Annotated in this window: 30 protein-coding genes; 13 read left to right on the forward strand and 17 right to left on the reverse strand. The window is 71.4% G+C overall.

Going from position 1 to position 26,264, the window contains the following annotated elements:
* The first annotated feature begins 35 nt into the window (after positions 1-35).
* Positions 36-557: a hypothetical protein gene (locus ACZ59A_RS11725; RefSeq protein WP_470956745.1), complete on the forward strand. Its 522-nt coding sequence runs from the start codon at positions 36-38 to the stop codon at positions 555-557.
* A 176-nt stretch (positions 558-733) separates the two neighbouring features.
* On the opposite strand, the gene ACZ59A_RS11730 is transcribed toward ACZ59A_RS11725, so the two are convergent.
* From ACZ59A_RS11730 to ACZ59A_RS11745, 4 genes are all read right to left on the reverse strand, one after another.
* Positions 734-1,774, reverse strand: coding sequence for an RNA polymerase sigma factor SigF (locus tag ACZ59A_RS11730; RefSeq protein ID WP_470957903.1), 1,041 nt, complete (start codon positions 1,772-1,774; stop codon positions 734-736).
* Positions 1,663-2,076: an ATP-binding protein gene (locus ACZ59A_RS11735; RefSeq protein WP_009715155.1), complete on the reverse strand. Its 414-nt coding sequence runs from the start codon at positions 2,074-2,076 to the stop codon at positions 1,663-1,665. The genes ACZ59A_RS11730 and ACZ59A_RS11735 overlap by 112 nt, the downstream gene beginning before the upstream one ends.
* Positions 2,077-2,322: 246 nt before the next feature.
* Positions 2,323-2,862, reverse strand: coding sequence for a GNAT family N-acetyltransferase (locus tag ACZ59A_RS11740; RefSeq protein WP_470956748.1), 540 nt, complete (start codon positions 2,860-2,862; stop codon positions 2,323-2,325).
* Positions 2,863-2,963: 101 nt separating this feature from the next.
* Positions 2,964-3,224 carry a UBP-type zinc finger domain-containing protein gene (locus ACZ59A_RS11745; protein ID WP_468054233.1) on the reverse strand — a complete coding sequence of 87 codons (261 nt, stop codon included), beginning with the start codon at positions 3,222-3,224 and terminating at the stop codon, positions 2,964-2,966.
* A gap of 43 nt (positions 3,225-3,267) precedes the next feature.
* Between ACZ59A_RS11745 and ACZ59A_RS11750 the strand changes: the two genes are divergently transcribed.
* On the forward strand, positions 3,268-4,878 hold the full coding sequence (locus tag ACZ59A_RS11750; protein WP_470956752.1) for a Na+/H+ antiporter: 1,611 nt from the start codon (positions 3,268-3,270) through the stop codon (positions 4,876-4,878).
* Positions 4,879-4,915: 37 nt separating this feature from the next.
* Here the strand turns inward: ACZ59A_RS11750 and ACZ59A_RS11755 are convergent, their stop codons facing one another.
* Positions 4,916-5,506 carry an N-acetylmuramoyl-L-alanine amidase gene (locus tag ACZ59A_RS11755; RefSeq protein WP_470956754.1) on the reverse strand — a complete coding sequence of 197 codons (591 nt, stop codon included), beginning with the start codon at positions 5,504-5,506 and terminating at the stop codon, positions 4,916-4,918.
* Between the two features lie 169 nt (positions 5,507-5,675).
* Between ACZ59A_RS11755 and ACZ59A_RS11760 the strand changes: the two genes are divergently transcribed.
* The 3 genes from ACZ59A_RS11760 (at position 5,676) to ACZ59A_RS11770 (ending at position 7,593) form a co-directional block, all read left to right on the forward strand.
* On the forward strand, positions 5,676-6,587 hold the full coding sequence (locus ACZ59A_RS11760; protein WP_470956756.1) for a glutaminase: 912 nt from the start codon (positions 5,676-5,678) through the stop codon (positions 6,585-6,587).
* A gap of 68 nt (positions 6,588-6,655) precedes the next feature.
* Entirely contained in the window at positions 6,656-6,880 is a 225-nt protein-coding gene (locus tag ACZ59A_RS11765) for a hypothetical protein (RefSeq protein ID WP_470956758.1), read from the forward strand.
* On the forward strand, positions 6,877-7,593 hold the full coding sequence (locus ACZ59A_RS11770) for a helix-turn-helix domain-containing protein (protein ID WP_470956760.1): 717 nt from the start codon (positions 6,877-6,879) through the stop codon (positions 7,591-7,593). The genes ACZ59A_RS11765 and ACZ59A_RS11770 overlap by 4 nt, the downstream gene beginning before the upstream one ends.
* A gap of 74 nt (positions 7,594-7,667) precedes the next feature.
* On the opposite strand, the gene ACZ59A_RS11775 is transcribed toward ACZ59A_RS11770, so the two are convergent.
* The 3 genes from ACZ59A_RS11775 to ACZ59A_RS11785 all read right to left on the reverse strand — a co-directional run bounded on the left by ACZ59A_RS11775 (position 7,668) and on the right by ACZ59A_RS11785 (position 9,863).
* The gene (locus ACZ59A_RS11775) at positions 7,668-8,039 is read right to left on the reverse strand and encodes a VOC family protein (protein ID WP_470956761.1); all 372 of its coding nucleotides are present in this window, start codon (positions 8,037-8,039) and stop codon (positions 7,668-7,670) included.
* Between the two features lie 77 nt (positions 8,040-8,116).
* Entirely contained in the window at positions 8,117-9,055 is a 939-nt protein-coding gene (locus ACZ59A_RS11780; RefSeq protein WP_468054247.1) for a beta-ketoacyl-ACP synthase III, read from the reverse strand.
* A gap of 166 nt (positions 9,056-9,221) precedes the next feature.
* Positions 9,222-9,863: an HAD family acid phosphatase gene (locus tag ACZ59A_RS11785; RefSeq protein WP_470956764.1), complete on the reverse strand. Its 642-nt coding sequence runs from the start codon at positions 9,861-9,863 to the stop codon at positions 9,222-9,224.
* A gap of 302 nt (positions 9,864-10,165) precedes the next feature.
* Between ACZ59A_RS11785 and ACZ59A_RS11790 the strand changes: the two genes are divergently transcribed.
* Together ACZ59A_RS11790 and ACZ59A_RS11795 are read left to right on the forward strand one after the other, a co-directional pair.
* The gene (locus ACZ59A_RS11790; protein WP_470956767.1) at positions 10,166-10,558 is read left to right on the forward strand and encodes an STAS domain-containing protein; all 393 of its coding nucleotides are present in this window, start codon (positions 10,166-10,168) and stop codon (positions 10,556-10,558) included.
* 259 nt (positions 10,559-10,817) lie between these two features.
* The gene (locus tag ACZ59A_RS11795) at positions 10,818-11,282 is read left to right on the forward strand and encodes an STAS domain-containing protein (RefSeq protein WP_470956770.1); all 465 of its coding nucleotides are present in this window, start codon (positions 10,818-10,820) and stop codon (positions 11,280-11,282) included.
* A 36-nt stretch (positions 11,283-11,318) separates the two neighbouring features.
* Here ACZ59A_RS11795 and ACZ59A_RS11800 read toward each other — a convergent pair whose 3' ends face one another.
* Both ACZ59A_RS11800 and snpA read right to left on the reverse strand, forming a co-directional pair.
* The gene (locus tag ACZ59A_RS11800; RefSeq protein WP_470956773.1) at positions 11,319-11,528 is read right to left on the reverse strand and encodes a hypothetical protein; all 210 of its coding nucleotides are present in this window, start codon (positions 11,526-11,528) and stop codon (positions 11,319-11,321) included.
* 239 nt (positions 11,529-11,767) lie between these two features.
* Entirely contained in the window at positions 11,768-12,433 is a 666-nt protein-coding gene (snpA, locus tag ACZ59A_RS11805; protein WP_470956776.1) for a snapalysin, read from the reverse strand.
* A 280-nt stretch (positions 12,434-12,713) separates the two neighbouring features.
* On the opposite strand from snpA, the gene ACZ59A_RS11810 reads away from it, so the two are divergent.
* A complete protein-coding gene (locus ACZ59A_RS11810; protein WP_470956779.1) occupies positions 12,714-13,745 on the forward strand; it encodes a LysR family transcriptional regulator in 1,032 nt (343 codons plus the stop codon).
* 27 nt (positions 13,746-13,772) lie between these two features.
* Here ACZ59A_RS11810 and ACZ59A_RS11815 read toward each other — a convergent pair whose 3' ends face one another.
* Positions 13,773-14,987, reverse strand: coding sequence for a serine hydrolase domain-containing protein (locus ACZ59A_RS11815; RefSeq protein WP_470956782.1), 1,215 nt, complete (start codon positions 14,985-14,987; stop codon positions 13,773-13,775).
* 121 nt (positions 14,988-15,108) lie between these two features.
* Between ACZ59A_RS11815 and ACZ59A_RS11820 the strand changes: the two genes are divergently transcribed.
* Complete coding sequence (locus ACZ59A_RS11820) at positions 15,109-15,618, forward strand: pyridoxamine 5'-phosphate oxidase family protein (RefSeq protein WP_470956785.1); 510 nt, start codon at positions 15,109-15,111, stop codon at positions 15,616-15,618.
* A gap of 11 nt (positions 15,619-15,629) precedes the next feature.
* Here the strand turns inward: ACZ59A_RS11820 and ACZ59A_RS11825 are convergent, their stop codons facing one another.
* Together ACZ59A_RS11825 and sodN are read right to left on the reverse strand one after the other, a co-directional pair.
* Positions 15,630-18,002 carry a SpoIIE family protein phosphatase gene (locus ACZ59A_RS11825; protein WP_470956788.1) on the reverse strand — a complete coding sequence of 791 codons (2,373 nt, stop codon included), beginning with the start codon at positions 18,000-18,002 and terminating at the stop codon, positions 15,630-15,632.
* 90 nt (positions 18,003-18,092) lie between these two features.
* Positions 18,093-18,488, reverse strand: a complete 396-nt coding sequence (gene sodN, locus ACZ59A_RS11830; RefSeq protein WP_009715136.1) for a superoxide dismutase, Ni — start codon at positions 18,486-18,488, stop codon at positions 18,093-18,095.
* Between the two features lie 176 nt (positions 18,489-18,664).
* Between sodN and sodX the strand changes: the two genes are divergently transcribed.
* A complete protein-coding gene (gene sodX / locus ACZ59A_RS11835; protein ID WP_470956791.1) occupies positions 18,665-19,111 on the forward strand; it encodes a nickel-type superoxide dismutase maturation protease in 447 nt (148 codons plus the stop codon).
* Here sodX and ACZ59A_RS11840 read toward each other — a convergent pair.
* Positions 19,033-19,644, reverse strand: a complete 612-nt coding sequence (locus tag ACZ59A_RS11840; RefSeq protein WP_470956793.1) for a CGNR zinc finger domain-containing protein — start codon at positions 19,642-19,644, stop codon at positions 19,033-19,035. The genes sodX and ACZ59A_RS11840 overlap by 79 nt on opposite strands.
* A gap of 100 nt (positions 19,645-19,744) precedes the next feature.
* On the opposite strand from ACZ59A_RS11840, the gene ACZ59A_RS11845 reads away from it, so the two are divergent.
* On the forward strand, positions 19,745-20,521 hold the full coding sequence (locus ACZ59A_RS11845; protein ID WP_468054267.1) for a class I SAM-dependent methyltransferase: 777 nt from the start codon (positions 19,745-19,747) through the stop codon (positions 20,519-20,521).
* 91 nt (positions 20,522-20,612) lie between these two features.
* On the opposite strand, the gene ACZ59A_RS11850 is transcribed toward ACZ59A_RS11845, so the two are convergent.
* Genes ACZ59A_RS11850 through ACZ59A_RS11860 form a run of 3 tightly spaced genes read right to left on the reverse strand, consistent with a single transcriptional unit; the run spans position 20,613 to position 23,321 of the window.
* A complete protein-coding gene (locus ACZ59A_RS11850) occupies positions 20,613-21,374 on the reverse strand; it encodes an amino acid ABC transporter ATP-binding protein (RefSeq protein ID WP_063727693.1) in 762 nt (253 codons plus the stop codon).
* A gap of 4 nt (positions 21,375-21,378) precedes the next feature.
* Positions 21,379-22,308, reverse strand: a complete 930-nt coding sequence (locus ACZ59A_RS11855; protein WP_470956797.1) for an amino acid ABC transporter permease — start codon at positions 22,306-22,308, stop codon at positions 21,379-21,381.
* Positions 22,309-22,358: 50 nt separating this feature from the next.
* On the reverse strand, positions 22,359-23,321 hold the full coding sequence (locus ACZ59A_RS11860; RefSeq protein ID WP_470956800.1) for an ABC transporter substrate-binding protein: 963 nt from the start codon (positions 23,319-23,321) through the stop codon (positions 22,359-22,361).
* A gap of 514 nt (positions 23,322-23,835) precedes the next feature.
* On the opposite strand from ACZ59A_RS11860, the gene ACZ59A_RS11865 reads away from it, so the two are divergent.
* On the forward strand, positions 23,836-25,068 hold the full coding sequence (locus ACZ59A_RS11865; RefSeq protein WP_470956803.1) for an NAD(P)-dependent malic enzyme: 1,233 nt from the start codon (positions 23,836-23,838) through the stop codon (positions 25,066-25,068).
* Positions 25,069-25,202: 134 nt separating this feature from the next.
* A complete protein-coding gene (locus tag ACZ59A_RS11870; protein WP_470956806.1) occupies positions 25,203-26,165 on the forward strand; it encodes a zinc-binding dehydrogenase in 963 nt (320 codons plus the stop codon).
* Positions 26,166-26,264 lie beyond the last annotated feature (99 nt).

Consider the following 26,264-nt stretch of genomic DNA (forward strand, 5'->3'; position numbering starts at 1 on the left):
GGGGCGGCGGCCGGGACATGCCCTAGGCTGCTGGCGTGAGCAGGAAGAAGCCCGCCCCCGCCAAGACCGCCAGGACCGCCGCTCCGGCGGCCGGGGCCACGAAGGCCGCCAAGCCCGCCACGAAGGCCGCTCCCGCCGCCGAGACCGCCGACGCGGCGCCCGAGGGGCCCCGGCCGGTCCGGCTGACCGTGGCCGCGGCGCTCGCCGCCGTCGAGGGCCTGGTGCTCGTGGGGTTCGGGATCTACGTCCTGATCATGGGCCTTGCCGGGAACCCGGAGAGCCCGCAGCAGGCGGAGACGCTCGGGATCACCGTGCTCGCCCTGGCCCTGCTGCCGCTGCTGGCGGCCCGCGGGCTGTGGCTGCGGCGCCGGTGGAGCCGCGGCCCCGCGATGATCACCCAGCTGATGGCGCTGCCGGTGGCCTGGACGCTGGTGCAGAACGGCGGCGGGCTGATCGCCATCGGGGTGCTGACCGCCGTAGCGGCCGTCGCCGTCCTGGCCCTGCTGATCAACCCGACCGCGACCGAGGCGCTGGGCATCGGCCCGCGCGACGCGTAGTCCCCCACCCCGCCCCTTCCCGAACCCGGGGGCAAGCCCCCGGACCCCCGCCGGGGCTCTGCCCCGCACCCCGCCGGGGCTCCGCCCCTGGACCCCGTTCGGGGCTCTGCCCCGCGCTCCGTTCCTCGAAGGCCGGAGGGCAGTCCGTGCCCGGGGCGTGCCCCGGGCACCGCTCGCTATTCCTCGACCAGGAGCCTGTCCCGCAGCTGGGCGAGGGTGCGCGCCAGCAGCCGTGAGACGTGCATCTGGGAGATGCCGACCTCCTGGGCGATCTGCGACTGCGTCATGTTCCCGAAGAAGCGCAGCAGCAGGATCTTCTTCTCGCGCGGCGGCAGATCCTCCAGCAGCGGCTTGAGGGATTCGCGGTACTCGACGCCCTCCAGCGCCTCGTCCTCCGCGCCGAGGGTGTCGGCCACCGCCGGGGACTCGTCGTCCGTGTCCGGTACGTCCAGCGACAGCGTGCTGTACGCGTTGGCGGACTCCAGGCCCTCCAGCACCTCTTCCTCGGAGATGGCCAGATGCTCGGCCAGCTCATGGACGGTCGGGGCGCGCCCGTGCCGCTGGGACAGCTCGGCGGTGGCCGTGGTCAGCGAGAGCCGCAGCTCCTGGAGCCGACGCGGCACCCGCACCGCCCAGCCCTTGTCGCGGAAGTGCCGCTTGATCTCGCCGACGACCGTGGGGGTCGCGTAGGTCGAGAACTCCACACCGCGGTCCGGGTCGAACCGGTCCACGGACTTGATCAGTCCGATGGTGGCCACCTGGGTCAGGTCGTCCAGCGGCTCGCCGCGGTTGCGGAAGCGCCGGGCCAGGTGCTCGACCAGGGGCAGGTGCATTCGCACGAGGTTGTTGCGCAGCTCGGCCCGCTCCGTGGAGCCCTCGGGGAGTCCCCGGAGCTCGATGAACATCGCCCGCGCGCCGCTCCGGTCGTGCGGATCGTGCTGCTGATGCACCTGCTCCTGCTCGTGCTGATCCATGTGGTCCGCCCGCTCTGGTCGGTCTCCTGCCGCCTCCGAGTCCGCGGGATGCGGTCGGGCCGGCGGGTGCGGGATGGCCGGGGTGCGTACTCCCCGCGATGATGCAGTGCTCACGGAGCCCCCTTTTTCCGTCACGGCTGTCCGGGGCCGGCGCCGCGCTCCTTGTACAGGCTGATGCTGACCGTACGGTCCTCGGCGACGGTCGAATCCACCTTGCCCGCCAGTGCGGAGAGCACCGTCCAGGCGAAGGTGTCGCGCTCGGGGGCGCGGCCGTCGGTGGTCGGAGCCGCCACGGTCACCTGCAGTGCGTCGTCGATCAGTCGGAAGACGCAGCTCAGCACACTGCCGGGGACGGCTTGCTGCAGCAGGATCGCGCAGGCCTCGTCGACCGCGATGCGCAGATCCTCGATCTCGTCGAGGGTGAAGTCCAAGCGGGCTGCCAGGCCGGCGGTCGCCGTACGCAGCACCGACAGATAGGCCCCCGCAGCGGGCAGCCGGACTTCCACGAAGTCCTGGGTCCCGGGCTCGCCTGCGATCTGGGACACCCTCACCTCCAAGGTGACACAAGCTGTTTGAGCTGAGCTGATTGGAGCGTCGGCCATATGCCCTTATGGTGGAGGGATAACGGACCGGCGCGATGTGCGGTTCGGCTGCGACGCTATCGCGATCTGCCACTCGGTGTCGCCCGGACGAAGCACGGCCCCCGTCACGGGTGAACCCCCGAGATGAACATTCCCGATATCACTCATAGTAAGCATATGAGTACGCAGCGTGGCTAGGGGTCTGCGGTCTCAATTCGAAAGAGATGTCGCCTCACTCAACGAACCGCTGGTCGAAGCTATGCCCGGCGCCTGGGCGGCCAGCGCCCGCAGCGGCTCTCCCGACATCCTTCGCACGGTCCATTCGTCCATCGGCTCCGCGCCGAGGGACGCGTAGAAGCCGATCGCCGGTTCGTTCCAGTCCAGCACCGACCATTCGAAGCGGGCATATCCCCGCTCCACGCAGATCCGTGCCAGCGCGGCCAGCAGCGCCTTGCCGTGGCCGCCGCCGCGGGCCCGCGGCGTGACGTACAGATCCTCCAGATACACCCCGTGGGTGCCCGTCCAGGTGGAGAAGTTACGGAACCACAGGGCGAACCCGACCGGCTCGGCCGCTCCCTCGCCGACTTCCTCGGCGATCAGGGCGAACACCGCCGGATGCTCGCCGAAGAGCGCCGTGCGCAACTGCTCCTCGGTGGCCCTGGCCTCCTGCGGTGCCCGCTCGTACTCGGCCAGCTCGCGGATCATGGCGAGGATGGCCGGGACGTCGGACGGCTCGGCTGTTCGGATCATGTGGTGAAGGCTAGCTCGCCACACCGACAACACGGCAGCGGATTCCCCCGCGCACCACGTCCCGGCACCCGCGTCCGCCCTGCCCGGGATGCCGGAGGCGGCTAGACAATCAGCAGGTCCACGTAGCACCAGCGCCAGTCCTCGCCCGGTTCGAAGCTGCGCATCACCGGGTGCCCGGTCTCCTCGAAGTGCCCGGTGGAGTGTCGATAGGTCGATGAATCGCAGCACCCCACGTAGCCGCACTCCAGACAGATCCGCAGCTGCACCGGATGGCTGTCGAGCGCCTGGCACTCCGGACAGGTGGCGGCCTGCGGCTCCGGTTCGGGGCGCGGCAGGGCCGGTACGTGCGGGCACTCCTTCATGATTGCCAGACTAGCGAGCTGACGAATCGGGACGGGCCGGGGCATGGACGTAACTCCGCTGTTGATGCTGGTCGCGGGCAGCGCGGCGGTCGCGGGCGCGGCCCGGCGCACCCCGGTGCCCCCGCCGCTGCTGCTGGTCGCGGCCGGGCTGGTGGTGTCGTATCTGCCGGGGGTGCCGGACTACACGCTGGAGCCGGAGATCGTGCTCCCCCTGGTGCTGCCGCCGCTGCTGCACACCGCCGCGCTCGACAGCTCCTATCTGGACCTGCGCGCCAATCTGCGTCCCGTGGCGCTGCTGTCGTTCGGCTACGTGCTGTTCGCCACCCTCGCCGTCGGCTGGATCGCCCATCTGCTGGTGCCCGGGCTGCCGCTGACCGCCGCCCTGGTGCTGGGCGCGGTGATCGCCCCGCCGGACGCGGTGGCGGCCACCGCCATCGCCCGCCGGGTCGGGCTGCCCTCCCGGCTGACGACCGTCCTGCGGGGCGAGTCCCTGGTCAACGACGCGACCGCGATCACCGCCTACCGGGTGGCGCTCGCCGCGGCGGTGGGGGAGGGCGCCACCTGGACCCATGCCGCCGGGGAGTTCCTGCTCGCGTCGGTGGGCGGCGTCGGCGTCGGCCTGGTCCTCATGGTGCCGCTGCACTGGCTGCGCACCCGGCTGCGCGATCCGCTGCTGCAGAACACCCTGTCGCTGCTGATCCCTTACACCGCCTACGCGGCCGCCGAACAGGTCGAGGCGTCGGGCGTGCTGGCGGTCGTGGTGGTCGCGCTCTACCTCGGGCACCGGTCCTGGCAGGTCGACTTCGCGACCCGGCTCCAGGAGGCGGCCGTGTGGAAGATGATCGCCTTCATCCTGGAGTCGGCCGTGTTCGCGCTGATCGGGCTGCAACTGCGGTTCGTGGTGGGCGGCCTGGGGGAGTACGGGGCGGGCGAGGCGGCCTGGTACGCGGTGGCCGTCTTCCTGGCCGTGGTGGCCGTACGGTTCGTCTGGGTCTTCCCGGCGACCTTCGTGCCGCGCGGGCTCTCCCGCCGGATCCGGGAGCGGGAGCCCGGCACCGACTGGCGGGCGGCGGTGATCGTCGGCTGGGCCGGGATGCGCGGAGTGGTGTCGCTGGCCATCGCCTTCTCGATCCCGGAGACCGTGCACGGCGGAGGCGGCTTCCCGGCCCGCACCCTGATCCTCTTCCTGGCCTTCACCACCGTCATCGGGACCCTGGTCCTCCAGGGGCTCACCCTGCCCGCCCTGATCCGGGCGCTGGGCGTGCCGGGGCGCGACGTCCAGGCCGAGACGCTCGCCGAGGCCCAGGCGCAGGCCCAGGCGTCGCGGGCCGCCGAGGACCGGCTGGACGCGCTCCTCGCCGACGAGCGCAACGCGCTGCCGCCACCGCTGGCCGACCGGCTGCGCCAGGTGCTGGAGCGGCGCCGCAACGCGGTGTGGGAACGGCTCGGCACGGTCAACGAGGTGACGGGGGAGTCGGCGGACGACACCTACCGCAGGCTGGCGCGCGACGTGATCAGCAGCGAGCGCGAGGTGTTCGTGAAGCTGCGGGACGCGCGCCGGATCGACGACGAGATGCTCCGTACGCTGCTGCGCCGACTGGATCTGGAGGAGGCGGCGGCCTACCGCGAGGAGACCGCGGAGGGCGGAACCTGACCGGCTCCGGCCGGGGCCCGCCCACCGCGGCGGGCTCCTACTTCAGCCGCTCATGGACGCGTGCGCGCATCGAGGCCATCGTGAACCCCCGGGGATCGATCTTGCCAGGCTGCCATTCGAGATGGCCGATCACGGACCGCTCCGTCCAGCCGTGACGGCGGCAGACCGCCGCCGCTGCCCGGGCGATCGCGTCCAGTTGGGCCTCGGGCCACGGGTCCTCGCCGTCGCCGAGGTTCTCGCATTCGAAGCCGTAGAACGCGCGATTGCCGTCCGTGTTGGCCTCGTTGTCGGGCGGGAGCGCCTTTTCGGCGATCACGGCGCGCAGCACGTCGTCGTCGCCGAGCCCCGCGTGGTTGGCGCGGCCGTAGCCGACGAGATGCACCCCGCCGTCCTTGGCGATCACGCCGTGGCACAGCGGGCCGGGCAGCTCCTCGTCACCGTCGCGGCAGATCTCGACGGTGAGGTCGGTGCCCGAGGTGACGGTGTGGTGGATCATCACACCGTGCACTCCGCCCCACGGCCCCTTGTGGTTCCGGTTGTGGTTCCGCCAGTCGCCGACCTGCACCACGCGCAGGCCCTCGTTCTTCAGCACCGCCAGGAAGTCCCCCGCGGACATGGGTGAGGCCATGACCGCCTCCGTTCTGATCGTGCGGCGGACGCCGGTCGCGCCGCGCCTGCATCACCATATGCTTACCCATAAACACGCTTGGTCATCGAGTCCTGGCTGAGGGACGGTCGAGAGCGGCCGTTATGGTGCGTCTGACCCGCTCGACGACGCGCAGGAGAACCACCGCACCATGGACTACCAGGATGTACTCGACGAGGTCGCGGCCCATGTGGCGCCCCATATCGGCCGGGGTCAGGTGGCCCAGTACATCCCCGCGCTCGCGGCGGTCGACCCGGACCGCTTCGGTATCGCCCTCGCGGACGTCGACGGCAATGTGACCGGCGTCGGCGACTGGGAGCGGCCCTTCTCCGTGCAGTCGATCTCCAAGGCGTTCGGCCTCGCGCTGGTCCTCGCGCAGGACGGGGAGAAGCTGTGGCGCCGCGTCGGCCGGGAGCCCTCGGGCAATCCGTTCAACTCCCTGGTGCAGCTGGAGCACGAGAACGGCATCCCGCGCAATCCGTTCATCAACGCGGGCGCGCTGGTCGTCACCGACCGGCTGCACAGCCTCACCGGCGACGCCAGCACCACCATGCTGGACTTCCTGCGCGCCGAGAGCGGCAACCCGGGGCTGGCCTTCGACCCGGTCGTCGCCGAGTCCGAGTCCGGCCACGGCGACCGCAACGCCGCCCTCGCGCATTTCATGGCGAGCTACGGCAACCTCGACAACCCCGTACCGACCGTCCTCGAACACTACTTCTGGCAGTGCTCGATCGAGATGAGCTGCCGCGACCTGGCCCTCGCGGGCGGCTTCCTGGCCCGCCACGGACTGCGCGCGGACGGCTCCCGGCTGTTGTCGCGGCGCGAGGCGAAGCGGGTCAACGCGGTCATGCTCACCTGTGGGACGTACGACGCGGCGGGCGACTTCGCGTACCGCGTGGGGCTGCCCGGCAAGAGCGGCGTGGGCGGCGGGATCGTCGCCGTGATCCCGGGGCGGTGCACGCTGTGCGTATGGAGCCCCGGTCTGGACGCCCGCGGCAACTCGGTGGCCGGGGTGGCGGCGCTGGACCACTTCACGACGGTGACCGAGTGGTCGGTGTTCTAGGCGGCCCTCAGGGTGGCGCCGGGCCGGTGGCGGCGGGAGCATGGAGGGGTAGCAGGAGGTGTGGCGCCATGCAGCACGAGATGCGCGCGGAGTACGAGGAAGGCAGCTCCGGGCGGGTGGCGGGCGCGCCGGTCAAGATCTGGCACATGGTCCGGAGCAACGGCACGACCGCGATGTGCGGCCGTGAGCTGGCCCCGGACGCCGAGACGCAGGCGGCGGACCTGTGGGCCACGGGCGACTCCGGGCCCTTCTGCCACTCCTGCGGCGCGATGTATCTGCGCGAGGTCCCTTGAGCGACGGCGGGGGCGACTACCGGGAGCGGACGTCGCGGCTGGGCGGCGGCGCGGTGGTGTGGACCCGCACCGCGGGAGCCGGGCCGCAGCGGGTCCTGCCCGACGGCTGTACGGACCTGATCTGGGCCGACGGCAGGCTGCTGGTCGCCGGGCCCGATACGCACGCCCAGCTGGCCGCCGGGCCCGCGGGGACGCGCGCGGTGGGGCTGCGCTTCGCCCCGGGGACGGGGCCCGCGGTGCTGGGCGTACCCGCCTGTGAACTGCGTGATCAGCGGGTGCCGTTGGCCGCGCTCTGGCCGGAGGCCGAGGTGCGCCGCCTGGCGGAGCGGGCCTTCGACGGGCGGGCCGGGCAGGCCGGGCAGGTGGCGCGGGCGCTGGAGGCCGTGGCGCTGGACCGGCTGCGGGAGGCGGAGCCCGCGGATCCGGTGGTGGGCGTGGTCGTGGCGGGGCTCTCGGGCGGGCGGAGCGTGGCGGAGGTGGCCCGGGTAGCGGGGCTGGGCGCCCGGCAGCTGCACCGCAGGTCGCTGGCGGCCTTCGGGTACGGGCCCAAGACGCTGGGGCGGGTGCTGCGGCTGAACCGGGCGCTGGAGCTGGCGCGCGGCGGGGTGCCGTTCGCGGAGGTGGCGGCGGTGGCCGGGTACGCGGACCAGGCGCATCTGGCGCGGGAGGTGCGGGGGCTGGCGGGCGTACCGCTGGGCGGGCTGCTGGGGTAGCCGTGGCGGTGTGCCACCGCAGTTTCCCGGGGCGGGTCCCGCGGCGGTGCCCCGGCCCTGCCCCCGCGAGGCCGTCAGCCGGGCAGCGGTGCGAACAGGTCGACGGTGTTGCCGTCCGGGTCCAGGACGGTCGCGTAGCGCTGCCCCCAGAAGGCGTCCCAGGGCTCCTTGGCGCCCCGTACGCCCGCTCCCGTGAGCTTCGCGTACAGGGCGTCCACCTCCGCCGGGCTGTCGCACAGGAAGGCCGGTGCCATCCGTCCCGGCCCGCCGGGCGGCGGGGTCTCGGCCCGGTCCCACATCAGCCGTACGCCGCCCGGCAGCACGGCCTCGGCGTGCGGCTGGGCGTCGGCCTCGGCGGGGATGTCCAGGCCGAGCATGCGGTAGAAGGCGAGGGAGGCGGCCATGTCCGCGACGGCCATGCCGATCGCGTCGAATCGTGGTGTCATGCGGGCAGCGTAGGCAGCCCCCGACCCGCCGGTCTTGAACGAATCGGACGCCGGAGGGTGAGGGTCGCGGGAGGGCGTCAGGGGCAGCGGATGACCTGGCCGCCGTAGCTCAGGTTGCCGCCGAAGCCGAACAGCAGCACCGGGCTGCCGGACGCGATCTCGCCGCGTTCGACCAGCTTGGACAGGGCGAGCGGGATGCTGGCCGCCGAGGTGTTCCCGGAGTCCACGACGTCCCGCGCGATCACCGCGTTGACCGCGCCGAGCTTGCGGGCGACCGGTTCGATGATCCGCAGGTTGGCCTGGTGGAGCACGACCCCGGCCAGGTCCACCGGTTCGATCCCGGCCCGGGCGCACACCTCGCGGGCTATGGGCGGCAGTTGGGTGGTGGCCCAGCGGTACACGGACTGGCCCTCCTGCGCGAAGCGCGGCGGGGTGCCCTCGATACGGACGGCGTTGCCCATCTCGGGCACCGAACCCCACACCACCGGCCCGATGCCCGGCTCCTCGGCCGCCGTCACCACGGCCGCGCCCGCACCGTCGCCCAGCAGGACGCAGGAGGAGCGGTCGGTCCAGTCGGCGGCCTCGGTGAACTTGTCCGCGCCGATGACCAGCGCCGCGGTGGCCGAGCCCGCCCGTATCGCGTGGTCGGCGGTGGCCAGGGCGTGGGTGAATCCGGCGCACACCACGTTGATGTCCATGGCGGCGGGGCAGGTCAGGCCCAGCCGGGCGGCGACGCGGGCGGCCATGTTGGGGCTGCGGTCGATGGCGGTGGACGTGGCGACCAGCACCATGTCGATGTCGGTGGCGGCGAGGCCGCTGTGGGCGAGGGCCTTGGCGGCGGCCGCCGCGGCCATCTCGTCCACCGTCTCGTCGGGGCGTGCCACATGGCGGGTGCGGATCCCGACCCGGGCGCGGATCCACTCGTCGCTGGTGTCGACCATGGCGGCGAGGTCGTCGTTGGTGAGCACCTTCGCGGGCTGGTAGTGGCCGAGCGCCCGTACGCGTGAACCGGTCATCACTCCAGTCTTGGGGGAGACGGGCTCGTCCGGTGCGCGGGCACCTGCCAACGTTCGGGCCCGAGATCTGGAGCTTTCGGCCTTCCCAGGCGTCGGTGGCGGCCTTCCGGGGCCTGTCCGGGGGCCTTCCGGCGAGGTCCGCCACCGCGCGCTCATGGCCGTACGGTCAGGACAGCTGGCCGTCGTAGTCCGGGAGCTTGAAGGTCTTCTCGGCGTGGCCGCCGACCAGGTCGGTGGGGCTGTTGCCGATGTTGGCGATGATCGTGTAGCCCTTCTTCTCGATCTCCGCGCGCTTGGCCGTCTTGTACGCGCCGACCTCGTCGAAGAGGTCGGGGAGGCTGCGCACGTACAGCCCGGCCACCGGGTAGCCCACCGACTCCAGGTTGTAACGGGTGGGCAGGGTCAGGATGTCCGGGCGCGCGGTGACGAAGAAGAGGTCCACGCCGCGGGTGTGCGCGTACTTCGCGAGCTGGAGGGCCGGCTCCACGGCAGGCGCCGGGTAGCTGAACTTGAAGTCCGACTCCAGCGTGGTGTTGTCGATGTCGAAGACGATGGCCTGCTTCTGGCCCCCGGGGTTCTGGGTGCGCTGCTCGATGTAGGGCCGGGCCTGGTCGATGACGGCCTTCACGTCGCGCTTCCAGGTCTCGTAGTCGACCTTCGCGGCGGTGGTGGTGGCGGTGGTGCCGGTGGCGCTCGACGTGGCGGCCGATGTGGCCGCGGCGGTGGCCGTGCCGCCAAGGCCGATGGCGAGGCTGAAGGCCACCGCCGTCACGCCGAGCCGTCGTGATCGCACGCGTGCTGCAGTCATGGGTTCCGTCCCTCGTCGTCGTGTCGAAGTGTTTGCCCGGGTGGCATGTTCACGTTCGACGGTGGACATGAGAAGACCGCTGCGTTTACTGATGAGTAACGATTGGCGCGGAGTGAGCCTCCCGTGCCGGAAATAGGCCAACGACACGTGCCGTGCCGTTCTTTGACTGGTCAGCCGGTAGATGGGTATGTCATGTACTGAAGGGCCGGCCTGGACCTCGGCGGTGCACGCACCCCGCCCGGACGTCGTGTCATCCCCAGGGCTCCGGTGTCGCGCGCCTCCACCCTGCCGAGGAGGCTTGCATGTTCGATGATCGGCCCGCCTTCGGTGTCCGTGTGCGTGTGCTGGGCGGTGTCACGGTTGCCGAGGTCGCGGGAGAGCTGGACATCTTCGCCGCGGGACGGATCTCCGCACGGCTCGATTCCCTGGCCCGTACGGGATGTCCGGATCTGGTGCTGGATCTGCGGCGGGTCACTTTTCTGGACTGCGCCGGGGTGTCGTTACTGTGCCGGCTGCGCAACCGTGTGCTGGAACGGGAGGGCCGGCTGCGGCTCGTCATCGTCGATTCGCGGTTCCTGCGACTGCTGCGGATGGTCCGGCTGGAGGACGCCTTCGAGGTGCTGGAGGATCTGACACCGGCGGTCGCGGGCGCGGGGAACGCGGCGGCGGGCGGGAGCGGCGACGCTCTCGCCTGAGACGCGGACACGGCGGCGGATGCGTGCCGTCGCGCATCTGATCAGGCGTCAATAGGAAGAAACGAATTTCACTCGAACGGGGGTTTTTCGCTCGGGGAATGCCGCGTCCCTCTCTCTGTAACCGGCGGTCACCCCCTTACGCTCGCCTGCACGTCACCCAGGGCCCGGCGGAACCGCACCCTATGCTCCACTCTGCCCGCTTCCGGGAGTCCGAGGACGGTGAAAAGGGGGCAGTGTGCCGTTCCGAGGGGAATTCGTGATGTCGCAGCAAGGCGCTCCCCGTGGCGCATCCATGCCGCAGGGGTCGTCGCACGCGACGCCGGACGCCGCGCCGGGTTCCGACGCGGCCGCCGGTGACTTATGCCGCCTGCCGGACCGCCCGGTCCCGGCCCCGTACGCCCGTACGTCCCTGGTCGGCGGATACACCGTCGTGGCGCTGCACGGCGAGATCGACATCGCCGGGCTGGCGGACGTCGGCCCGGCGCTGGACGCCGCCACGGGGGCCCGGGCGCCCCGGGTCGTCGTCGACCTGACGCCGACGACGTTCTTCGACTGCTCCGGTCTGGGGCTGCTGTGCCGTGCCCATCGGCGCGTCGCCGAGCGCGGCGGGCGGCTGCGGCTGGTGTGCGGCGACCCCCTGATCCTGCGCACCCTGCGGGTGGGCGGGCTGCTCGACGAGCTCGGCCCGGTGGCCACGCTGGAGGAGGCGGTCGGCGAGGAGTGACGCGTCGGACGCGCGGTACGCCGGACCCTCGGTACCTCAGACCCGCGGCGGCGCCACCCCGTGGCCCCGGTGCGACCGCCCGCGGCCCCAGCCGCGGCGGTGGGAGTGGTGGCGGTGGTGGGCCGGGACATCGCTGTGGCGATCGGGCGCGATCTTGTTGCCGGTCTGGGCGTTGACCCGGTGGATCAGCAGCACACCCACGGCGATCATCGCCAGGATCACGGCCACGGTGACGAGGGTCTCCATGGTGTTCACTCCCTGGGGCCGGGCCCCGGCCTGGAGGAATTCCGGCCGAAATGCGCGGAACCTCAATGAATACACGGTACCTCCGCACACGGGCGGGAGCGCTCCGCGCGCAGGTCCTTCGGAAAACACCGGCCGCCCGCACCGGCGTCGAGGGACCGGGTGCGGGCGGCGTGCCCTGATTCAGTGGCTCAGTGACTCAGTAGCTCAGTGACTCAGGGGCGCATCGGTGGCGCGGGTGCTCAGTGGGTCTTGGCCAGCTCCTTCTTCTGCAGGGCGGCCAGGCCGTTGGCCCACAGCTGGTTCACGCGGTTGACCTCGGCCTGGTTGGGCTTCGAGTTCGTGCAGGACGTCCCCGGGCCGCCGCCGGACATCAGCTCGCTGCACGGGCCCGTGTAGTGGTCCGGCAGACCGAGCACATGGCCGGTCTCGTGCGCGGTGACCCGCGTGGAGTCGTACTGCTGGTTCTGCTTGTAGTCCAGGAACACGTAGCCGCTGCCGTGGCCGTCGGTGCTCGCGTACGACCCTCTGGAGTCGTTGCCCTCGCGGTAGGTGAAGTCGGGGCTGCTGCCCTCCCGCAGCTTCACGTTGGTCACCGCCGCGTTCCATATCTGGGTGCTGCGCGCTATGACCGACTTGAAGGTCGGCGCCGAGCTGGCGCTGTAGGTGACGGTGACCGCGGCGGTCAGGCTGGGCGCCTTCGCCCGCTTGGCCAGCGCCGACTTCATCACGGCCTTGATGAAGGCGTCGGTGTCGGCCTTGTCCTCGGCACCGGGGACGTACCCGGCGGACGCGGTGGTCGTCGCGGTGTGGTGTTCGGGCGTGGCCGCCGACGCGGGCACGGCGGCGAGGCTCGCCGCCAGACCGAGGCCGAGGGTCGCGGACAGCGCCAGCTTGGGAAGTGTCACGTGGGGGGCTCCTCATCGTCCTCGGGCCCCGGCCGCCGTGTGGGGTGCGGCGGGCGGAGCCCTGGATGAACTCTTGGTGCCGCAGAGTCTTGAGGAGATCCGGCGTGGCGCGGAGATGCCAACCGGCGATAGGCCCAGGGCATATCCCACCACCGGCCGGGCCGATCCCCCGTCGGCGCCGTCGGCTCGCCCCGCGAAACCCGACTCGCCCCGCAGAAAGGGGAATTGGTGCGGTATCAGTGTCTGGTGTGACGCGCGAGAGCGCCGTTATGCTCCCGCCGTGGAGCTCGAGGTGAGGCACCTTCGTGCGCTGTGCGCCATCGCCGACACCGGCAGCCTACGGAAGGCGGCGCGGCAGCTGGGCATGACCCAGCCCTCTTTGACGACACAGCTCCGGCGCATAGAGAACACCGTCGGCGGCCGGTTGTTCTCGCGGGAGGTCACCGGCAGCCGTCCCACCCCGCTGGGGCGAGTCCTGCTGAACCGGGCCCGGCCCATAGTGGCCGAGATGAACGACCTGGTCAGCGAGGTCCGGTCGGAGGTGGGGCAGGCCGCGGGCGAAGCCTTGCGCATCGGCAGCACCGGCAGCAGGGCCGTGGTCGGATGGCTGCGCAGGCTCCGGGCCCGCTTCCCGGACACCGACACCACCATCCACATCGACGTGTCCGCGAACGCCCTGCTGGAGATGGTCGCCGCGGACCAGCTCGACGCCGCGTTCGTCCATGAGGTCGAGGGCGCCCCGCTGCGGGTCCCCGAGGGCGTGCGGCGCCGCGTACTGCTGGCCCGCGAGCCGCAGTTCGTGGCCCTCGCCGAGACGCATCCGGCCGCCGCCGCGCCGGTCGTACGGCTCACGGACCTCGCCGGGGACCAGTGGATGGTCGACCCCGCGGGGGACGGTGAAGGTGCCGGGCTGCGCCGCGTCCTCACCGCCGCCGGGCTGAATCCCCGGGTGGTGTACGGGGACTATCTGACCGCGGCCGACTTGGTCGCCTCCGGGGAGGTGGTCGCCCCGTGCCAGCCCACGGCCCGGTCGCGCTCGGGCATGGCGGTGCGGCCGCTGCACGGGGATCCGCTGGGGGTCGGGCTGTTTCTGGCCTCGCGCGTGCCGGACGCGGCGACCCCGGCCGTCTCCGCCGACGTCGACGCGCTCTTCGCCGAGCTGGAGACCGCGTACCTGGAGATCGCCTGGGGGAGCGACACCTACCGCCAGTGGCTGCTGCGGAACGACAGCCCCCTGGTGCGGATCCGCGACGCCGGTACGACGGTCCCGCTGGCCGGGATCGGCCTCGCGGGCCCGTCGGACGGCGCGTAGCGCTCGCGGCGTCGAGGCGTCGCCGCCTCAGTCGTCGATCGCCTGGTAGGCCAGCGTCCAGAAGTCGAGGTACAACGGGGAGAACAGCGGGAACTGCGCGCGCTGGGTCAGCAGGACCGACACCATCTCCTCCGCGGGATCCGAGGCCCATGAGGTGCCGAACCCGCCGTCCCAGCCGAACCGCCCCGGCACCGCCGCGACGCCGTCCCGCCCGGTGACCACCGAAACCCCGAACCCCCAGCCCAGGTGGGACCACGCCCCGGGGACCAGGCCGGACACCGCCTTCTGCGCGGGGGTGAGCTGATCGGTCGTCATCAGCTCCACGGACGGCCGGGACAGGACGCGCTCGCCCTCGCCGTACCGCCCCCGGTCCAGCATCATCCGGCCGAACGCCAGAAAGTCGTCCACCGTGGAGACCAGGCCCCCGCCGCCGTCCGGGAACGCGGGCGGGACGGCCCATCGGCTGTCCTCGACCCCGTCGTACCGTTCGAGCTTCCCCGACTCGGGGTCGGCGAGGTACGAAGTGGCCAGTCGGCCGAGCTTCTCCGGCGGTACGTGGAAGCCGGTGTCCGCCATGCCCAGCGGCTCGAAGATCCGCTCGCGCAGGAACTCCTCCAGCGGGCGGCCGGTGGCCCGCGCGATGAGCACCCCCAGCACCTGGGAGCCGGTGTGATACATCCACTTCTCGCCCGGCTGGTGCATCAGCGGCAGCGTGCCCAGGCGCCGCATCCACTCATCGGGCTCCGGCACCGCGGCGGGGTCCGGCATCCCCACCCCGACCCCCAGCTCCTGTACGGCGCGCGCCACCGGATACGTGTCCTCCCCGGGGCCCGCGAGCATGCCGAGGCCCAGCCGGAAGGTCAGCAGATCGCGCACGGTGATCGGGCGGATCGCCGGAACGGTGTCCTCCAGCGGCGCGTCGATCCTGCTGAGCACCCGCCGGTCCGCCAGCTCGGGCAGCAGCCGGTCCACCGGGTCGTCCAGCCGCAGCACACACTCCTCGACGAGGATCATCGTCGCGACCGCGACGACCGGCTTCGTCATCGAGGCGATCCGGAAGAGGGTGTCCCGGCGCATCGGGTCCTCGGAGCCGACCGCTTTCGTACCGATCACATCGACATGTGTCTCACCGCGCCTGCTGAGCGCCGTGATGAGCCCGGGCGCCTCGCCCCGGTCGACGTGGCGGGCCATGACGTCGTGCATCCGGCCCAGCCGTGCGGTCGAGAATCCTCCGGTACGCATACGCGCGTCCCCCTTCGTCCGGTGAGAGCTGCCCGTGAAGATTCCCATACGGGCGCCGATGAGTTCCGGCCCGCCGCGCGGTCCCCCTTACCCGAGCCCGCGACAGCAAGGAGCGTCCCCGATGACCACGAGCCCCGAGCCGCGCACCGAACTGGACACCCGCTTCAGCGGCCCCGGCGCCACCGCCACCGCCTGGCCCGAGGGGCGCGCGGGGCTGGCGGACGCGCGGCTGTACTGGCTGTCGACCGTGCGCCCCGACGGCCGTCCGCACGTCACCCCGCTGATCGCGGTCTGGCTCGACGGCGCCCTGTACTTCTGCACCGGACCCGACGAGCAGAAGGCCAGAAACCTCGCGCGCAACCCGCACTGCGCCCTCGCCACGGGCGAAGGCGCCCTCCACGAGGGCCTGGACCTGGTGGTCGAGGGCGATGCGGCGGTGGTGCGCGACGAGGACCGGCTGCGCCGCGTCGCCGACGCGTACGTGGCGAAGTACGGCGAGGAGTGGCGCTTCCGGGTGCGGGACGGCGCCTTCCACCACGAGGGCGGTGAGGCGCTGGTCCACGAGGTCGCCCCGGCCCGGGCGTTCGGCTTCCGCAAGGGCGAGTACAGCCAGACGCGGTGGCGCTTCTGACCCCCTGCCGGTCAGCCGAGGTCGGGCGGCGCGCCCGGCAGCGGCTGCTCCGCCCAGATCGTCTTTCCGTCCGCGGTCTGGCGGCTGCCCCAGCGGCGGCTGAGCTGGGCGACCAGCAGCAGCCCGCGGCCGCCCTCGTCGAAGGTGCGGGCGCGGCGCAGATGCGGGGCGGTGTTGCTGGCGTCGGACACCTCGCAGATCAGCGAGTGGTCGTGGATCAGGCGCAGCTGGATGGGCGGAATTGCGTGCCGGATGGCGTTGGTGACCAGCTCGCTGACGACCAGTTCGGTGGTGAACACGGCCTCGTCGAGACCCCAGTCGGTCAGCCGCTCGGTGACGTCCCGGCGGGAGCGGGCGACACAGGCCGGGTCGGCGGGCACGTCCCAGGTGGCCACGTGCGCCGCGTCCAGGGCGTGGGTCCGGGCGAGGAGCAGGGCGACGTCGTCCAGCACGCCGTGCTCGGGCAGCAGCGTGCGCAGTACGGAGTCGCAGGTGCCCTCCAGCGAGGCGGCGGGGTGGGCCAGCGCGTCGGCCAGCAGCACGCGCCCCTCGTCCACGTCGCGGTCCCAGCCGCCCAGCAGGCCGTTGGTGTAGAGGGCGAGCACGGTGTCCTCGGGCAGTTCGAGGTCCATCGCCTCGAACGGCAGCCCGCCCACCCCGAGCGGCGGGCCCACCGGCAGGGTGAGGAACTCCACCGGCCCGCCGGGGGTGACCACGGCCGGTGCGGGATGCCCGGCCGCGGCCATGGAGCAGCGGTGCGACACCGGGTCGTAGACCGCGTACAGGCAGGTGGCGCCGACGTCCCCGGTGGTCTCCTCGTCCCCGGCCTCCGCGGACAGATGGATCACGAGGTCGTCGAGACGGGTGAGGAGTTCGTCCGGCGGCAGATCCACATCGGCGAGCGTCCGCACCGCGGTGCGCAGCCGCCCCATGGTGGCCGACGCCTGGATGCCGTGGCCGACCACATCGCCCACCACCAGCGCGACCCGCGCCCCGGACAGCGGAATCACGTCGAACCAGTCCCCGCCCGCCGCCGTGTACGGCCCGGCGGGCAGATAGCGGGAGGCCACCTCCACCGCCGACGGCCGCAGCACCGCCTGCGGCAGCAGACTGCGCTGGAGGGCCAGCGCGGTGTCGCGTTCCCGGGTGAAGCGGCGGGCGTTGTCCACACAGACCGCGGCCCGCGTGGTGATCTCCTCGGCCAGCAGCACATCGTCCTGGGTGAACGGCCCGGGGCGGCGGTGGCGGACGAACATGGCCACCCCCAGGGTCGTGCCCCTGGCCCGGATCGGCACCGACATGACCGAATGGATGCCGAATTCCTGGATCTTGGCGCCGCGGGCCGGTTTGAGAGCGGTCCATGCCGTGATGACGGGATCGTCGGCGGCGTAGATGATGGGCCGCCCCGCCACCAGGCACTCGGCCGTCGGCGAGATCTCCGGATAGGTGTCCACCTGCCCCGGCGCGATCACCGCCTCCGGACACCCCTCGATGACCGACTTCCGGGCGGCGCGGCGCAGCACGACCGGGCCGGTGAGCGGGCCGGTCGGCAGCTCCTCGTCCTGGTCGAGCCGGTCCAGCAGATCGACGGTCACGAAGTCGGCCAGCCGCGGTACGCACACCTCGGCGAGCTCCTGCGCGGTGCGGGTGATGTCGAGGGTGCTGCCGATTCGTACGCTGGCCTCGCTCAGCAGGAGCAGCCGCTGCCGGGCCCGGTACTGCTCGGTGATGTCGTGCGCCGCCAGGCATACGCCGTGCACCTGGCCGTCCTTGGTCTTCAGCGGCGCGAAGTGGGCCGACCAGGCGTGCTCCCGCTCCTCGCCGCCGGTGCGCGGATACGTCTCCATATGGCGCCGTTCGCCGGTGCGCAGGACATGCCGCATCAGCGCTTCAAGACCCTCGCTGCGCAGTGTCCCGGCGATGTCCTTGAGCCGCAGCCCGTGGAGGTCCCCCTCGGGCAGCCCGATGACGCGCGCCATCTCGGCGTTCACCTTGCGCAGCCGCAGATCGGTGTCGTAGATCGCCATGGGGCAGGGCGACTGGGCGTACGCCCAGGTCAGGAGCGTCGCATCGGAGGGTGCCGCGGTGTCGTCGGCGGGGATCGGGGCGATCAGCAGCCAGCCGTCCCCGGTGCGGTGGGCCAGCAGCCTCACCTCCAGCCGCCGCCCGTCGCGGTGGCGCACCGCCAGCGTGCCGTGCCGGCTCGCCCGTACCGCCCGGGCCCGCTCCACCACGCCCTCGACCGGCTCGGCCAGCAGCGCCGTGGCGGGCCGCCCCACCACTTCCGACGGCGGGTATCCCAGCAGCCGCCGGGCACCGTCGTTCCAGCCGGTCACCGTGGCATCGCCGCCGACGGTGACCCGCGCCGCGCCCGCTTCGTCCACGTGTCCAGTATGGCCGTCAAACGAAGACCGCACCCGGCCGCGGTGGCGTGCCGGGTGCGGGCAGAGGGCCTCAAGGGCCCCAGGGCCGGGTCAGGCCTTCTTGGTCTCCCAGAAGATCTTGTCGATCTGGGCGATGTAGTCCAGAGCCTTCTGGCCCGTGGCCGGGTCGGTCGACCCCTTGGCGGCGCTGAGCGCCTTCAGGGTCTCGTTCACCAGCTGGTGCAGCTCCGGGTACTTCTCGAAGTGCGGGGGCTTGAAGTAGTCGCTCCACAGCACCGAGACGTGGTGCTTCGCCAGCTCCGCGCGCTCTTCCTTGATGACAGTGGCGCGGGCACGGAAGTGCGGGTCCTCGTTGGCCTGGAACTTCTCCTGGACGGCCTTGACGGACTCGGCTTCGATGCGGGCCTGGGCCGGGTCGTACACGCCGCACGGCAGGTCGCAGTGCGCGCTGACCTGAACCTTGGGGGCGAACAGGCGGGAGAGCATAGAGCTGTCCTTCCATTCGTGATCGTCTTCTCAGGTGCGAGATTACTCCGTGTGGGAAGGCTTTTCTCGGGCGGGCTGGGGGGCCTAGGTCAAAAGTCCGGTGACATTCCGGGCGGCCTGGGCGTGTGACCTGGGATGGTGGGGCGGATGACGGCGTATGGACCGGAGGTGCCGTGATGCAGGAGCAGCTGCACGATCGCGGGCAGGAGCGGGACCGCGAGCAGCATGGGCTGCTGCGGATGGGGCTGGCCGAGGTGTACAACCCGTCGATGCAGCCGTCGCTCTACCCGGGTGACCAGTTGGTGGTGCGCTACGGGGTGTCCGTGCGGCCGGGGGACGTGGTGGTGCTCCGGCATCCGTTCCGGCAGGACCTGCTCATCGTCAAGCGCGCGGTGGAGCGGCGCGAGGGCGGCTGGTGGGTGAAGGGGGACAACCCGGACGTGGAGAACGACAGCCGGGAGTTCGGCGTCGTACCGGACGAGCTGGTGGTGGCCCGGGCGTGGTTGCGGGTGCGGCCCATGCCGGGGCGGTCCGGGGCGCGGGGTCAGCGGTCGATGGCGGGGCTGCTGTCGTGGGCGCTGTCGGCGGTGCGGCCCGCGTCGAGGCGCTTACGGGCGCGATAGGCGGCGACGTTGGCGCGGGTGGCGCAGCGGTCGGAGCAGTAGCGTCGGGAGCGATTTGTCGACGTATCGAGATAGGCGTTGCGACAGGGCGGCGCCTCGCAGATGCCGAGCCGGTCCGCGCCCAGTTCGGTGAGGTGGAAGGCGAGCCCCATGGAGGCGGTCGCGGCGAAACCGGAGCTGGCGTTGGCGGCGTAGTCGGCGATGTGCATGTGCCAGTCGGGGCGGCCGTCCGCGTCCCGTAGCTCGTGGCCGGAGATCTGCGGGCTCACCGGGAACTCGATGAGCAGCGCGTTGAGCAGATCCACCGCCAGCACCTCGTCCCGGTCCGCCGCCGCCTCGAAGACCGCGCGCAGCCGGGCCCGGACCGACCGCAGCCGTGTGACGTCGGCGTCCGTCGCGCGCCTGGCCGACTGCTGGCTCTCGCCGAAGAGGGTGCGGACGGCGTCGACCGAGGTGAGCGCGTCGGTGCCACGTGCGGGCTCCTCGCTGTTGACCAGACGCACGGCGAGGTCCGAGTAATAAGCCAGTTCCACTTGTGGTCCTTACGGGGGCGGTCTAGGGTCGGTTCCGTCAGGTCAGGTAATGGGTGCTATAGGTGCCAGGGTATTACGGACTACGGCATGGAGGAGCGCGATGACGGACACCCTCGCCGCGGCGGACTGGCAGGCGTGGCAACGGAGCTGGGACCGGCAGCAGGAGTGGTACCTCCCCGATCGTGAGGAGCGGTTCCGGGCGATGCTCGACGCGGTCGAGGCGCTGGTCGGACCGGAGCCGAGAATCCTCGACCTCGCGTGCGGCACGGGCAGTATCTCGGATCGGGCGCTGCGCCGCTTCCCCGGCGCCACCAGCACCGGCGTCGATCTGGACCCCGCGCTGCTGGCCATCGCGCGCGGGTATTTCGCGGGGGACGGCCGCATCACCTTCGTCAGCGTGGACCTGCGCGACCCGGGGTGGACGGGGCGGCTGCCGCACCCCACATACGACGCCGTGCTCACCGCGACGGCCCTCCACTGGCTGGGCTCCGATGAACTCCGGGCGCTGTACGGCCAGGTGGCGGGCGTGGTGCGGGACGGCGGGGTGTTCCTGAACGCCGACCACATGCCGGACCCGGACACGCCCCGGCTCAACGACGCCGACCGCACGTACCGCAAGGAGCGGCAGGCCCGGGCCAAGGCCGAGGGCGCCCAGGACTGGGTGGACTGGTGGGGCGCCGCCGCGGCGGACCCGGTGCTGGCGGAGCCCGTCGCCGAGCGGTTCACGATCTTCGGCAATCCGGCGGACGGCGACCACGCGGACGGCGAGGTGCAGTCCGCGGGCTGGCACGCGGACGCGCTGCGCGAGGCGGGGTTCGCCGAGGCGCGGCCCGTGTGGTGCTCGGTGTCGGACGCGATGGTGCTCGGGCTCAAGTAGCTCACGTAGCTCATGTAGCTCGCGTGCTCGCATCACTGCGCGAGGGCGGTACGGGGCCCTGGAGCCCCGTACCGCCCTCGTGATCGCTTCTCTACAGCACCTTCGACAGGAACGACTTCGTCCGCTCGTGCTGCGGGTTCGTCAGCACCTCGCGCGGAAGTCCGGACTCCACGACCACTCCGTCGTCCATGAAGACGACGGAGTCCCCGACCTCGCGGGCGAAGCCCATCTCATGCGTGACGACGATCATCGTCATGCCGTCCTCCGCGAGCCCGCGCATCACATCGAGGACGTCGCCGACCAGCTCCGGGTCGAGCGCCGAGGTCGGCTCGTCGAAGAGCATCAGCTTCGGCTCCATGGCCAGCGCCCGCGCGATGGCGACCCGCTGCTGCTGGCCGCCGGAGAGCTGCGAGGGGTAGTTGCCCGCCTTGTCGGCCAGGCCGACCCGGTCCAGCAGCTTCAGCGCGCGCTCCCGGGCGACCGCCTTGGTCTCCCGCTTGACCTGCACCGGCGCCTCGATCACGTTCTCCAGCGCGGTCATGTGCGGGAAGAGGTTGAAGCGCTGGAAGACCATGCCGATGTCGCGGCGCTTCGCGGCGACCTCGCGGTCCTTCAGCTCGAAGAGCTTGTCGCCCTTCTGCCGGTAGCCGACCAGGTCGCCGTCCACGTACAGCCGCCCGGAGTTGATCTTCTCCAGGTGGTTGATGCAGCGCAGGAAGGTGGACTTCCCGGAGCCGGACGGGCCGATCAGACAGAACACCTCGCGGGGGGCGACCTCCAGGTCGATGCCCTTGAGGACCTGTACCGCGCCGAAGGACTTGTGGACGCCCTCGGCCTTCACCATGGCGTTCATACGCTCACATCCCCTGGCGGTTGGAGCCGGACAGCAGGTTGACCCGGATGCGCTGCAGCGGCGTGGTGGGCAGGTTCCGGGTGGTGCCGCGCGCGTAGTACCGCTCCAGGTAGTACTGGCCCACGCTGAGCACCGAGGTGAGGATCAGGTACCAGGCGGCGGCGAGGAAGAGCATCTCCGCGGTGGCACCGGAGTTCTGGCCGACCTCCGAGGTGGCCTGCAGCAGGTCCCAGTACTGGACCGCGATCACCAGCGAGGTGGTCTTGAGCATGTTGATGAACTCGTTGCCGGTCGGCGGCACGATCACCCGCATGGCCTGCGGCAGGACGACCCGGCGCAGGGTCTTGGTGTGGCTCATGCCCAGCGCCTGGGCGGCCTCGGTCTGGCCCTCGTCGACCGACTGGATGCCCGCCCGGCAGATCTCCGCCATGTACGCGGCCTCGTTCAGCCCGAGGCCCAGCAGGGCGGCCAGGAACGGGGTCATGAAGTCCGACCACTCGTCCTTGTAGATCGGCATGATGTTGATGTAGTGGAAGACCAGCCCCAGGTTGAACCACACCAGCAGCTGCACATACACCGGGGTGCCGCGGAAGAACCAGATGTAGCCCCAGGCGATGGAGGACGTCACCGGGTTCTTCGACAGCCGCATCACGGCCAGGACGATGCCGAGGGCCACGCCGAGGACCATCGAGAGGATGGTGATCCAGATGGTGTTGCGGACGCCCTTGAGGACTTCGCCGTCGAAGAAGTAGTCCGGGATGGCGGCCCAGTTCACATCGCCTTCGGCGAAGGCGAAGACGAGCATCGCCAGCAGGGCGATGGCGACGACCGCGGAGATCCAGCGGCCGTAGTGCCGCACCGGGATGGCCTTGATGTTCTCCGGCGCGGGAGACGGGGTGCCGACGGGCCCCGTCTTGTCGATCTTTGTTGTCACGGGTGAGTGCCTTTCAGCGCGAGCGCGCGAGCTTCAGGGTCGGCCGGGGGTCACTTGCCGCCGTTGACGATGGCCTTGGTGACCGCGCCGTCCTTCACGCCCCACTTCGCGATGATCTTGTCGTAGTCGCCGTTCGCGATGATGAGGGCGAGCGCCTGCTGGAGGGCGTCGCGCAGCTCGGTGTTGTCCTTGGAGACGGCGATGCCGTACGGAGCGGCGTCCACCTGCTCGCCGACCAGCTCGAAGTCCTTGCCGCCGCCGGACGTCTTCACCGCGTACGCGGCCACCGGGAAGTCGCTGGAGCCCGCCGTGGCACCCCCGCCGCGCAGCCGGGTCTGGGCCTCGGTGTCATTGCCGAACGCCTCGACGCCGATCTTCTTCTTGCCCTTGGTCTCGCACTTCTTCGACTCGGCCTTGGCCAGGTCGTGCGAGACGGTGCCGCGCTGCACGACGATCTTCTTGCCGCAGAGGTCGTCCCAGGTCTTGATCCCCTGGTCGGCGCCCTTCTTGGTGTAGATCGAGACACCGGCGGTGAAGTAGTCGACGAAGTCGACGCCCTCGCCCGCCTTCTTGCCGGTGTCGGGGTCCACGCCGTCCTGGCGGCCCTTGTTGTCGGTCATGGCCGACATGGCGATGTCGTAGCGCTGCGAGCGCAGACCGGACAGCAGGGTGTCGAACGTGGCGTTGTTGAACTCGAACTTGACGCCGAGGACCTTGCCGAGGGCGTCCGCCAGGTCCGGGTCGATCCCCATGGGCTTGCCGTTCTTCTTGAACTCGACCGGCGGGTAGTTCATGTCGGAGCCGACCTTGACCACGCCGGCGTCCTGGATCTTCTTCGGCAGCTTGCTGAAGAGCGGCCCCTTCTCGGAGGCGTTGCCGGAGCTTCCCGTGTTCGCCTTGTCGGTCTGGTCGCCACAGCCCGTCAGCAGCAGGGCGCCCATGGCCATGACGGCGCCGACAGCGGCCGTCCGGGACGTCGTGGTGACCCGACGGCGCGTGAAGCTGGCGGTCATGCTGGTTCCTCCGGCAGGGTGAGGGGGTATCCGAGGGGCGGGAACACTCGTGTGGATGTCGCGCTCTCGTGTGATTGGGGCATCTTGCCATCTGGACGGGCCCGCCCGGGCGGCGATCCATGTCAAAATCGGATAACGGGCGATCCCCGTGGTGCACAGGAAACGGACACCGGGCTGTACAGCCCAGGTGCGGGGAGCGGTACGAAATTGTGATCATGCGGCGAACGACGTGTGACGGCGGCCTGCACATTCGAGGCTGCTTCGACCGCTTCCGACGGTTATGAGAAGTTTCCGAACACCAATGCAGCGGAACCCGTTCGTTCTGGGCATCCGCTTCCGGTAGAAAAGACGGCTACACCCCTCATCCGGGGCTCAGGGCGCGAGTGCGACGCGTCCGGCGTCCGTATCTGACTCCGCGTGGCAGATGTCTGTTCCGCGGCACCGGACGCGGTGCCCGCCCGCTCCCAACCTGGGGCGGTTACCCTCGACAGAAAAACGACAAAGGGGTCTAAAAGTGGCAGCGGAGATGGTGAATCCTCGCAGCGACAAGGCAGGCGACAGCGGCGAAGGAGCCGACGGAGTGACCGACGGAGAGCCCTTCGACCCCGCGTTCGCGCTGCACCGCGGCGGCAAGATGGCCGTCCAGGCGACCGTGCCCGTGCGCGACCGGGACGATCTGTCCCTCGCCTACACGCCGGGCGTCGCGAAGGTCTGCAGCGCGATCGCCGAGCAGCCCGAACTCGTCCATGACTACACCTGGAAGTCCCAGGTCGTGGCCGTGGTGACGGACGGCAGCGCGGTGCTCGGGCTCGGCGACATCGGTCCGGAGGCGTCGCTGCCGGTGATGGAGGGCAAGGCGATCCTCTTCAAGCAGTTCGGCGGCGTGGACGCGGTGCCCATCGCGCTCGACTGCCGCGACGTGGACGAGATCGTCGAGACCGTGGTCCGGCTCGCGCCCTCGTTCGGCGGCGTCAATCTGGAGGACATCTCCGCGCCCCGCTGCTTCGAGATCGAGCGCAAGCTCCAGGAGCGCGTCGACATCCCGATCTTCCATGACGACCAGCACGGCACGGCCGTCGTCACGCTGGCCGCGCTGCGCAACGCGGCCAAGCTGACCGACCGCGCCCTCGGCCAGCTGCGCGCCGTCATCTCCGGCGCGGGCGCCGCCGGTGTGGCCATCGCCCGGATCCTCACCGAGGCGGGCATCGGAGACGTCGCGGTCTGCGACCGCAAGGGCGTCGTCTCCGCCGACCGCGAAGACCTCACCGAGGTCAAGCGCGAGCTGGCCGGCTTCACCAACAAGGCCGGGCTCACCGGTTCGCTGGAGGCCGCGCTGGACGGCGCCGACGTCTTCATCGGCGTCAGCGGCGGCACGGTGCCGGAGGAGGCGGTGGCGAAGATGGCGCCCGGCGCCTTCATCTTCGCGATGGCCAACCCCAACCCGGAGATCCACCCCGAGGTCGCGCACCAGTACGCGGCCGTGGTCGCCACCGGGCGCAGCGACTTCCCGAACCAGATCAACAACGTGCTCGCGTTCCCCGGCATCTTCGCCGGTGCCCTCCAGGTCCGGGCCTCCCGGATCACCGAGGGCATGAAGCTCGCCGCCGCCGAGGCGCTGGCCTCGGTCGTGGCCGACGAGCTGAGCGCGGACAAGGTCATCCCGTCGCCGTTCGACGAGCGGGTCGCCCCGGCCGTCACCGCGGCCGTGGCCGCCGCCGCCCGCGCGGAGGGCGTGGCGCGCCGCTGAAGCCTTCGCCGACCGGCGTACGGGGCCGGGCCGTCCACGGGGCGGCCCGGCCCCGCTGCTTTCGCGGACAGGCGGTGTGACTCACACCGCGCCGTGGTTCCGTCGCCCTCGGGTCGCGGCCTATCGTCGGGATCATGTTCGCTGCCTACGCCGCACGTATCGACCGCGACCAGCCGCTCAGCGGCCTCGAACTGGGCGAGCGCCCCGAGCCGGAGGCGCGGCCCGGCTGGACGACCGTCAACGTCAAGGCCGCCTCGCTCAACCACCACGACCTGTGGTCGCTGCGCGGGGTCGGGCTCGGCGAGGAGGCGCTGCCGATGATCCTCGGCTGTGACGCCGCCGGGATCGACGAGGACGGCAACGAGGTCGTCCTCCATTCGGTCATCGGCCAGAGCGGCCACGGCGTCGGACCGCGCGAGCCCCGCACCATCCTCACCGAGCGCTACCAGGGCACCTTCGCGGAGAAGGTCACCGTCCCCAGCTGGAATCTGCTGCCCAAGCCGAAGGAGCTGTCCTTCGAGGAGGCCGCATGCCTCCCGACGGCCTGGCTGACCGCCTACCGCATGCTGTTCACCAACGCGGGCGTACGGCCCGGGGACAGCGTGCTGGTGCAGGGCGCGGGCGGTGGCGTGGCCACCGCCGCGATCGTGCTGGGCGCCGCCGCGGGCTTGCGGATGCTCGCCACCAGCCGGGACGAGGCCAAGCGCAAGCGGGCGGTCGAACTCGGCGCCGAGGGGGCGTACGAGCCGGGGGAGCGGCTGCCGCGTCGGGTGGACGCGGTGATCGAGACGGTCGGCGCCGCGACCTGGTCGCATTCGGTGAAGTCCCTCAAGCCGGGCGGCACGCTCGTCATTTCGGGTGCCACCAGCGGCCCCAACCCGCAGGCCACCGAGCTGAACCGGATCTTCTTCCTGGAGCTGAAGGTCGTCGGGTCGACGATGGGCGGCAAGGACGAGCTGGAGGACCTGCTGAGCTTCTGCGCCGCGCGGGGGGTGCGGCCGGTGATCGACTCGGTGCTGCCGCTGGACCGGGCGCGCGAGGGGTTCGAGAAGATGGCGGGCGGCGATCTGTTCGGCAAGGTCGTGCTGACGGTCTGACGGTCTGACGTGCTGGCAGCCTGGCGGTCTGACGTGCTGGCAGCCTGGCGCGCTGGCGGCCTGATGTGCTGGCGGCCTGATGGGCGGTCACATCTGGCT

Source organism: Streptomyces sp. NPDC040405, assembly GCF_055595765.1.

What these genes read in the sequence shown, in the direction of transcription:
- ACZ59A_RS11740 (WP_470956748.1), bottom strand. Translation starts at nt 2,862, where the DNA reads ATGATCCGAACAGCCGAGCCGTCCGACGTCCCGGCCATCCTCGCCATG.
- ACZ59A_RS11745 (WP_468054233.1), bottom strand. Translation starts at nt 3,224, where the DNA reads ATGAAGGAGTGCCCGCACGTACCGGCCCTGCCGCGCCCCGAACCGGAG.
- ACZ59A_RS11750 (WP_470956752.1), top strand. Translation starts at nt 3,268, where the DNA reads ATGGACGTAACTCCGCTGTTGATGCTGGTCGCGGGCAGCGCGGCGGTC.
- ACZ59A_RS11755 (WP_470956754.1), bottom strand. Translation starts at nt 5,506, where the DNA reads ATGGCCTCACCCATGTCCGCGGGGGACTTCCTGGCGGTGCTGAAGAAC.
- ACZ59A_RS11760 (WP_470956756.1), top strand. Translation starts at nt 5,676, where the DNA reads ATGGACTACCAGGATGTACTCGACGAGGTCGCGGCCCATGTGGCGCCC.
- ACZ59A_RS11765 (WP_470956758.1), top strand. Translation starts at nt 6,656, where the DNA reads ATGCAGCACGAGATGCGCGCGGAGTACGAGGAAGGCAGCTCCGGGCGG.
- ACZ59A_RS11775 (WP_470956761.1), bottom strand. Translation starts at nt 8,039, where the DNA reads ATGACACCACGATTCGACGCGATCGGCATGGCCGTCGCGGACATGGCC.
- ACZ59A_RS11780 (WP_468054247.1), bottom strand. Translation starts at nt 9,055, where the DNA reads ATGACCGGTTCACGCGTACGGGCGCTCGGCCACTACCAGCCCGCGAAG.
- ACZ59A_RS11785 (WP_470956764.1), bottom strand. Translation starts at nt 9,863, where the DNA reads ATGACTGCAGCACGCGTGCGATCACGACGGCTCGGCGTGACGGCGGTG.
- ACZ59A_RS11790 (WP_470956767.1), top strand. Translation starts at nt 10,166, where the DNA reads ATGTTCGATGATCGGCCCGCCTTCGGTGTCCGTGTGCGTGTGCTGGGC.
- ACZ59A_RS11795 (WP_470956770.1), top strand. Translation starts at nt 10,818, where the DNA reads ATGTCGCAGCAAGGCGCTCCCCGTGGCGCATCCATGCCGCAGGGGTCG.
- ACZ59A_RS11800 (WP_470956773.1), bottom strand. Translation starts at nt 11,528, where the DNA reads ATGGAGACCCTCGTCACCGTGGCCGTGATCCTGGCGATGATCGCCGTG.
- ACZ59A_RS11815 (WP_470956782.1), bottom strand. Translation starts at nt 14,987, where the DNA reads ATGCGTACCGGAGGATTCTCGACCGCACGGCTGGGCCGGATGCACGAC.
- ACZ59A_RS11820 (WP_470956785.1), top strand. Translation starts at nt 15,109, where the DNA reads ATGACCACGAGCCCCGAGCCGCGCACCGAACTGGACACCCGCTTCAGC.
- sodN (WP_009715136.1), bottom strand. Translation starts at nt 18,488, where the DNA reads ATGCTCTCCCGCCTGTTCGCCCCCAAGGTTCAGGTCAGCGCGCACTGC.
- sodX (WP_470956791.1), top strand. Translation starts at nt 18,665, where the DNA reads ATGCAGGAGCAGCTGCACGATCGCGGGCAGGAGCGGGACCGCGAGCAG.
- ACZ59A_RS11845 (WP_468054267.1), top strand. Translation starts at nt 19,745, where the DNA reads ATGACGGACACCCTCGCCGCGGCGGACTGGCAGGCGTGGCAACGGAGC.
- ACZ59A_RS11850 (WP_063727693.1), bottom strand. Translation starts at nt 21,374, where the DNA reads ATGAACGCCATGGTGAAGGCCGAGGGCGTCCACAAGTCCTTCGGCGCG.
- ACZ59A_RS11860 (WP_470956800.1), bottom strand. Translation starts at nt 23,321, where the DNA reads ATGACCGCCAGCTTCACGCGCCGTCGGGTCACCACGACGTCCCGGACG.
- ACZ59A_RS11870 (WP_470956806.1), top strand. Translation starts at nt 25,203, where the DNA reads ATGTTCGCTGCCTACGCCGCACGTATCGACCGCGACCAGCCGCTCAGC.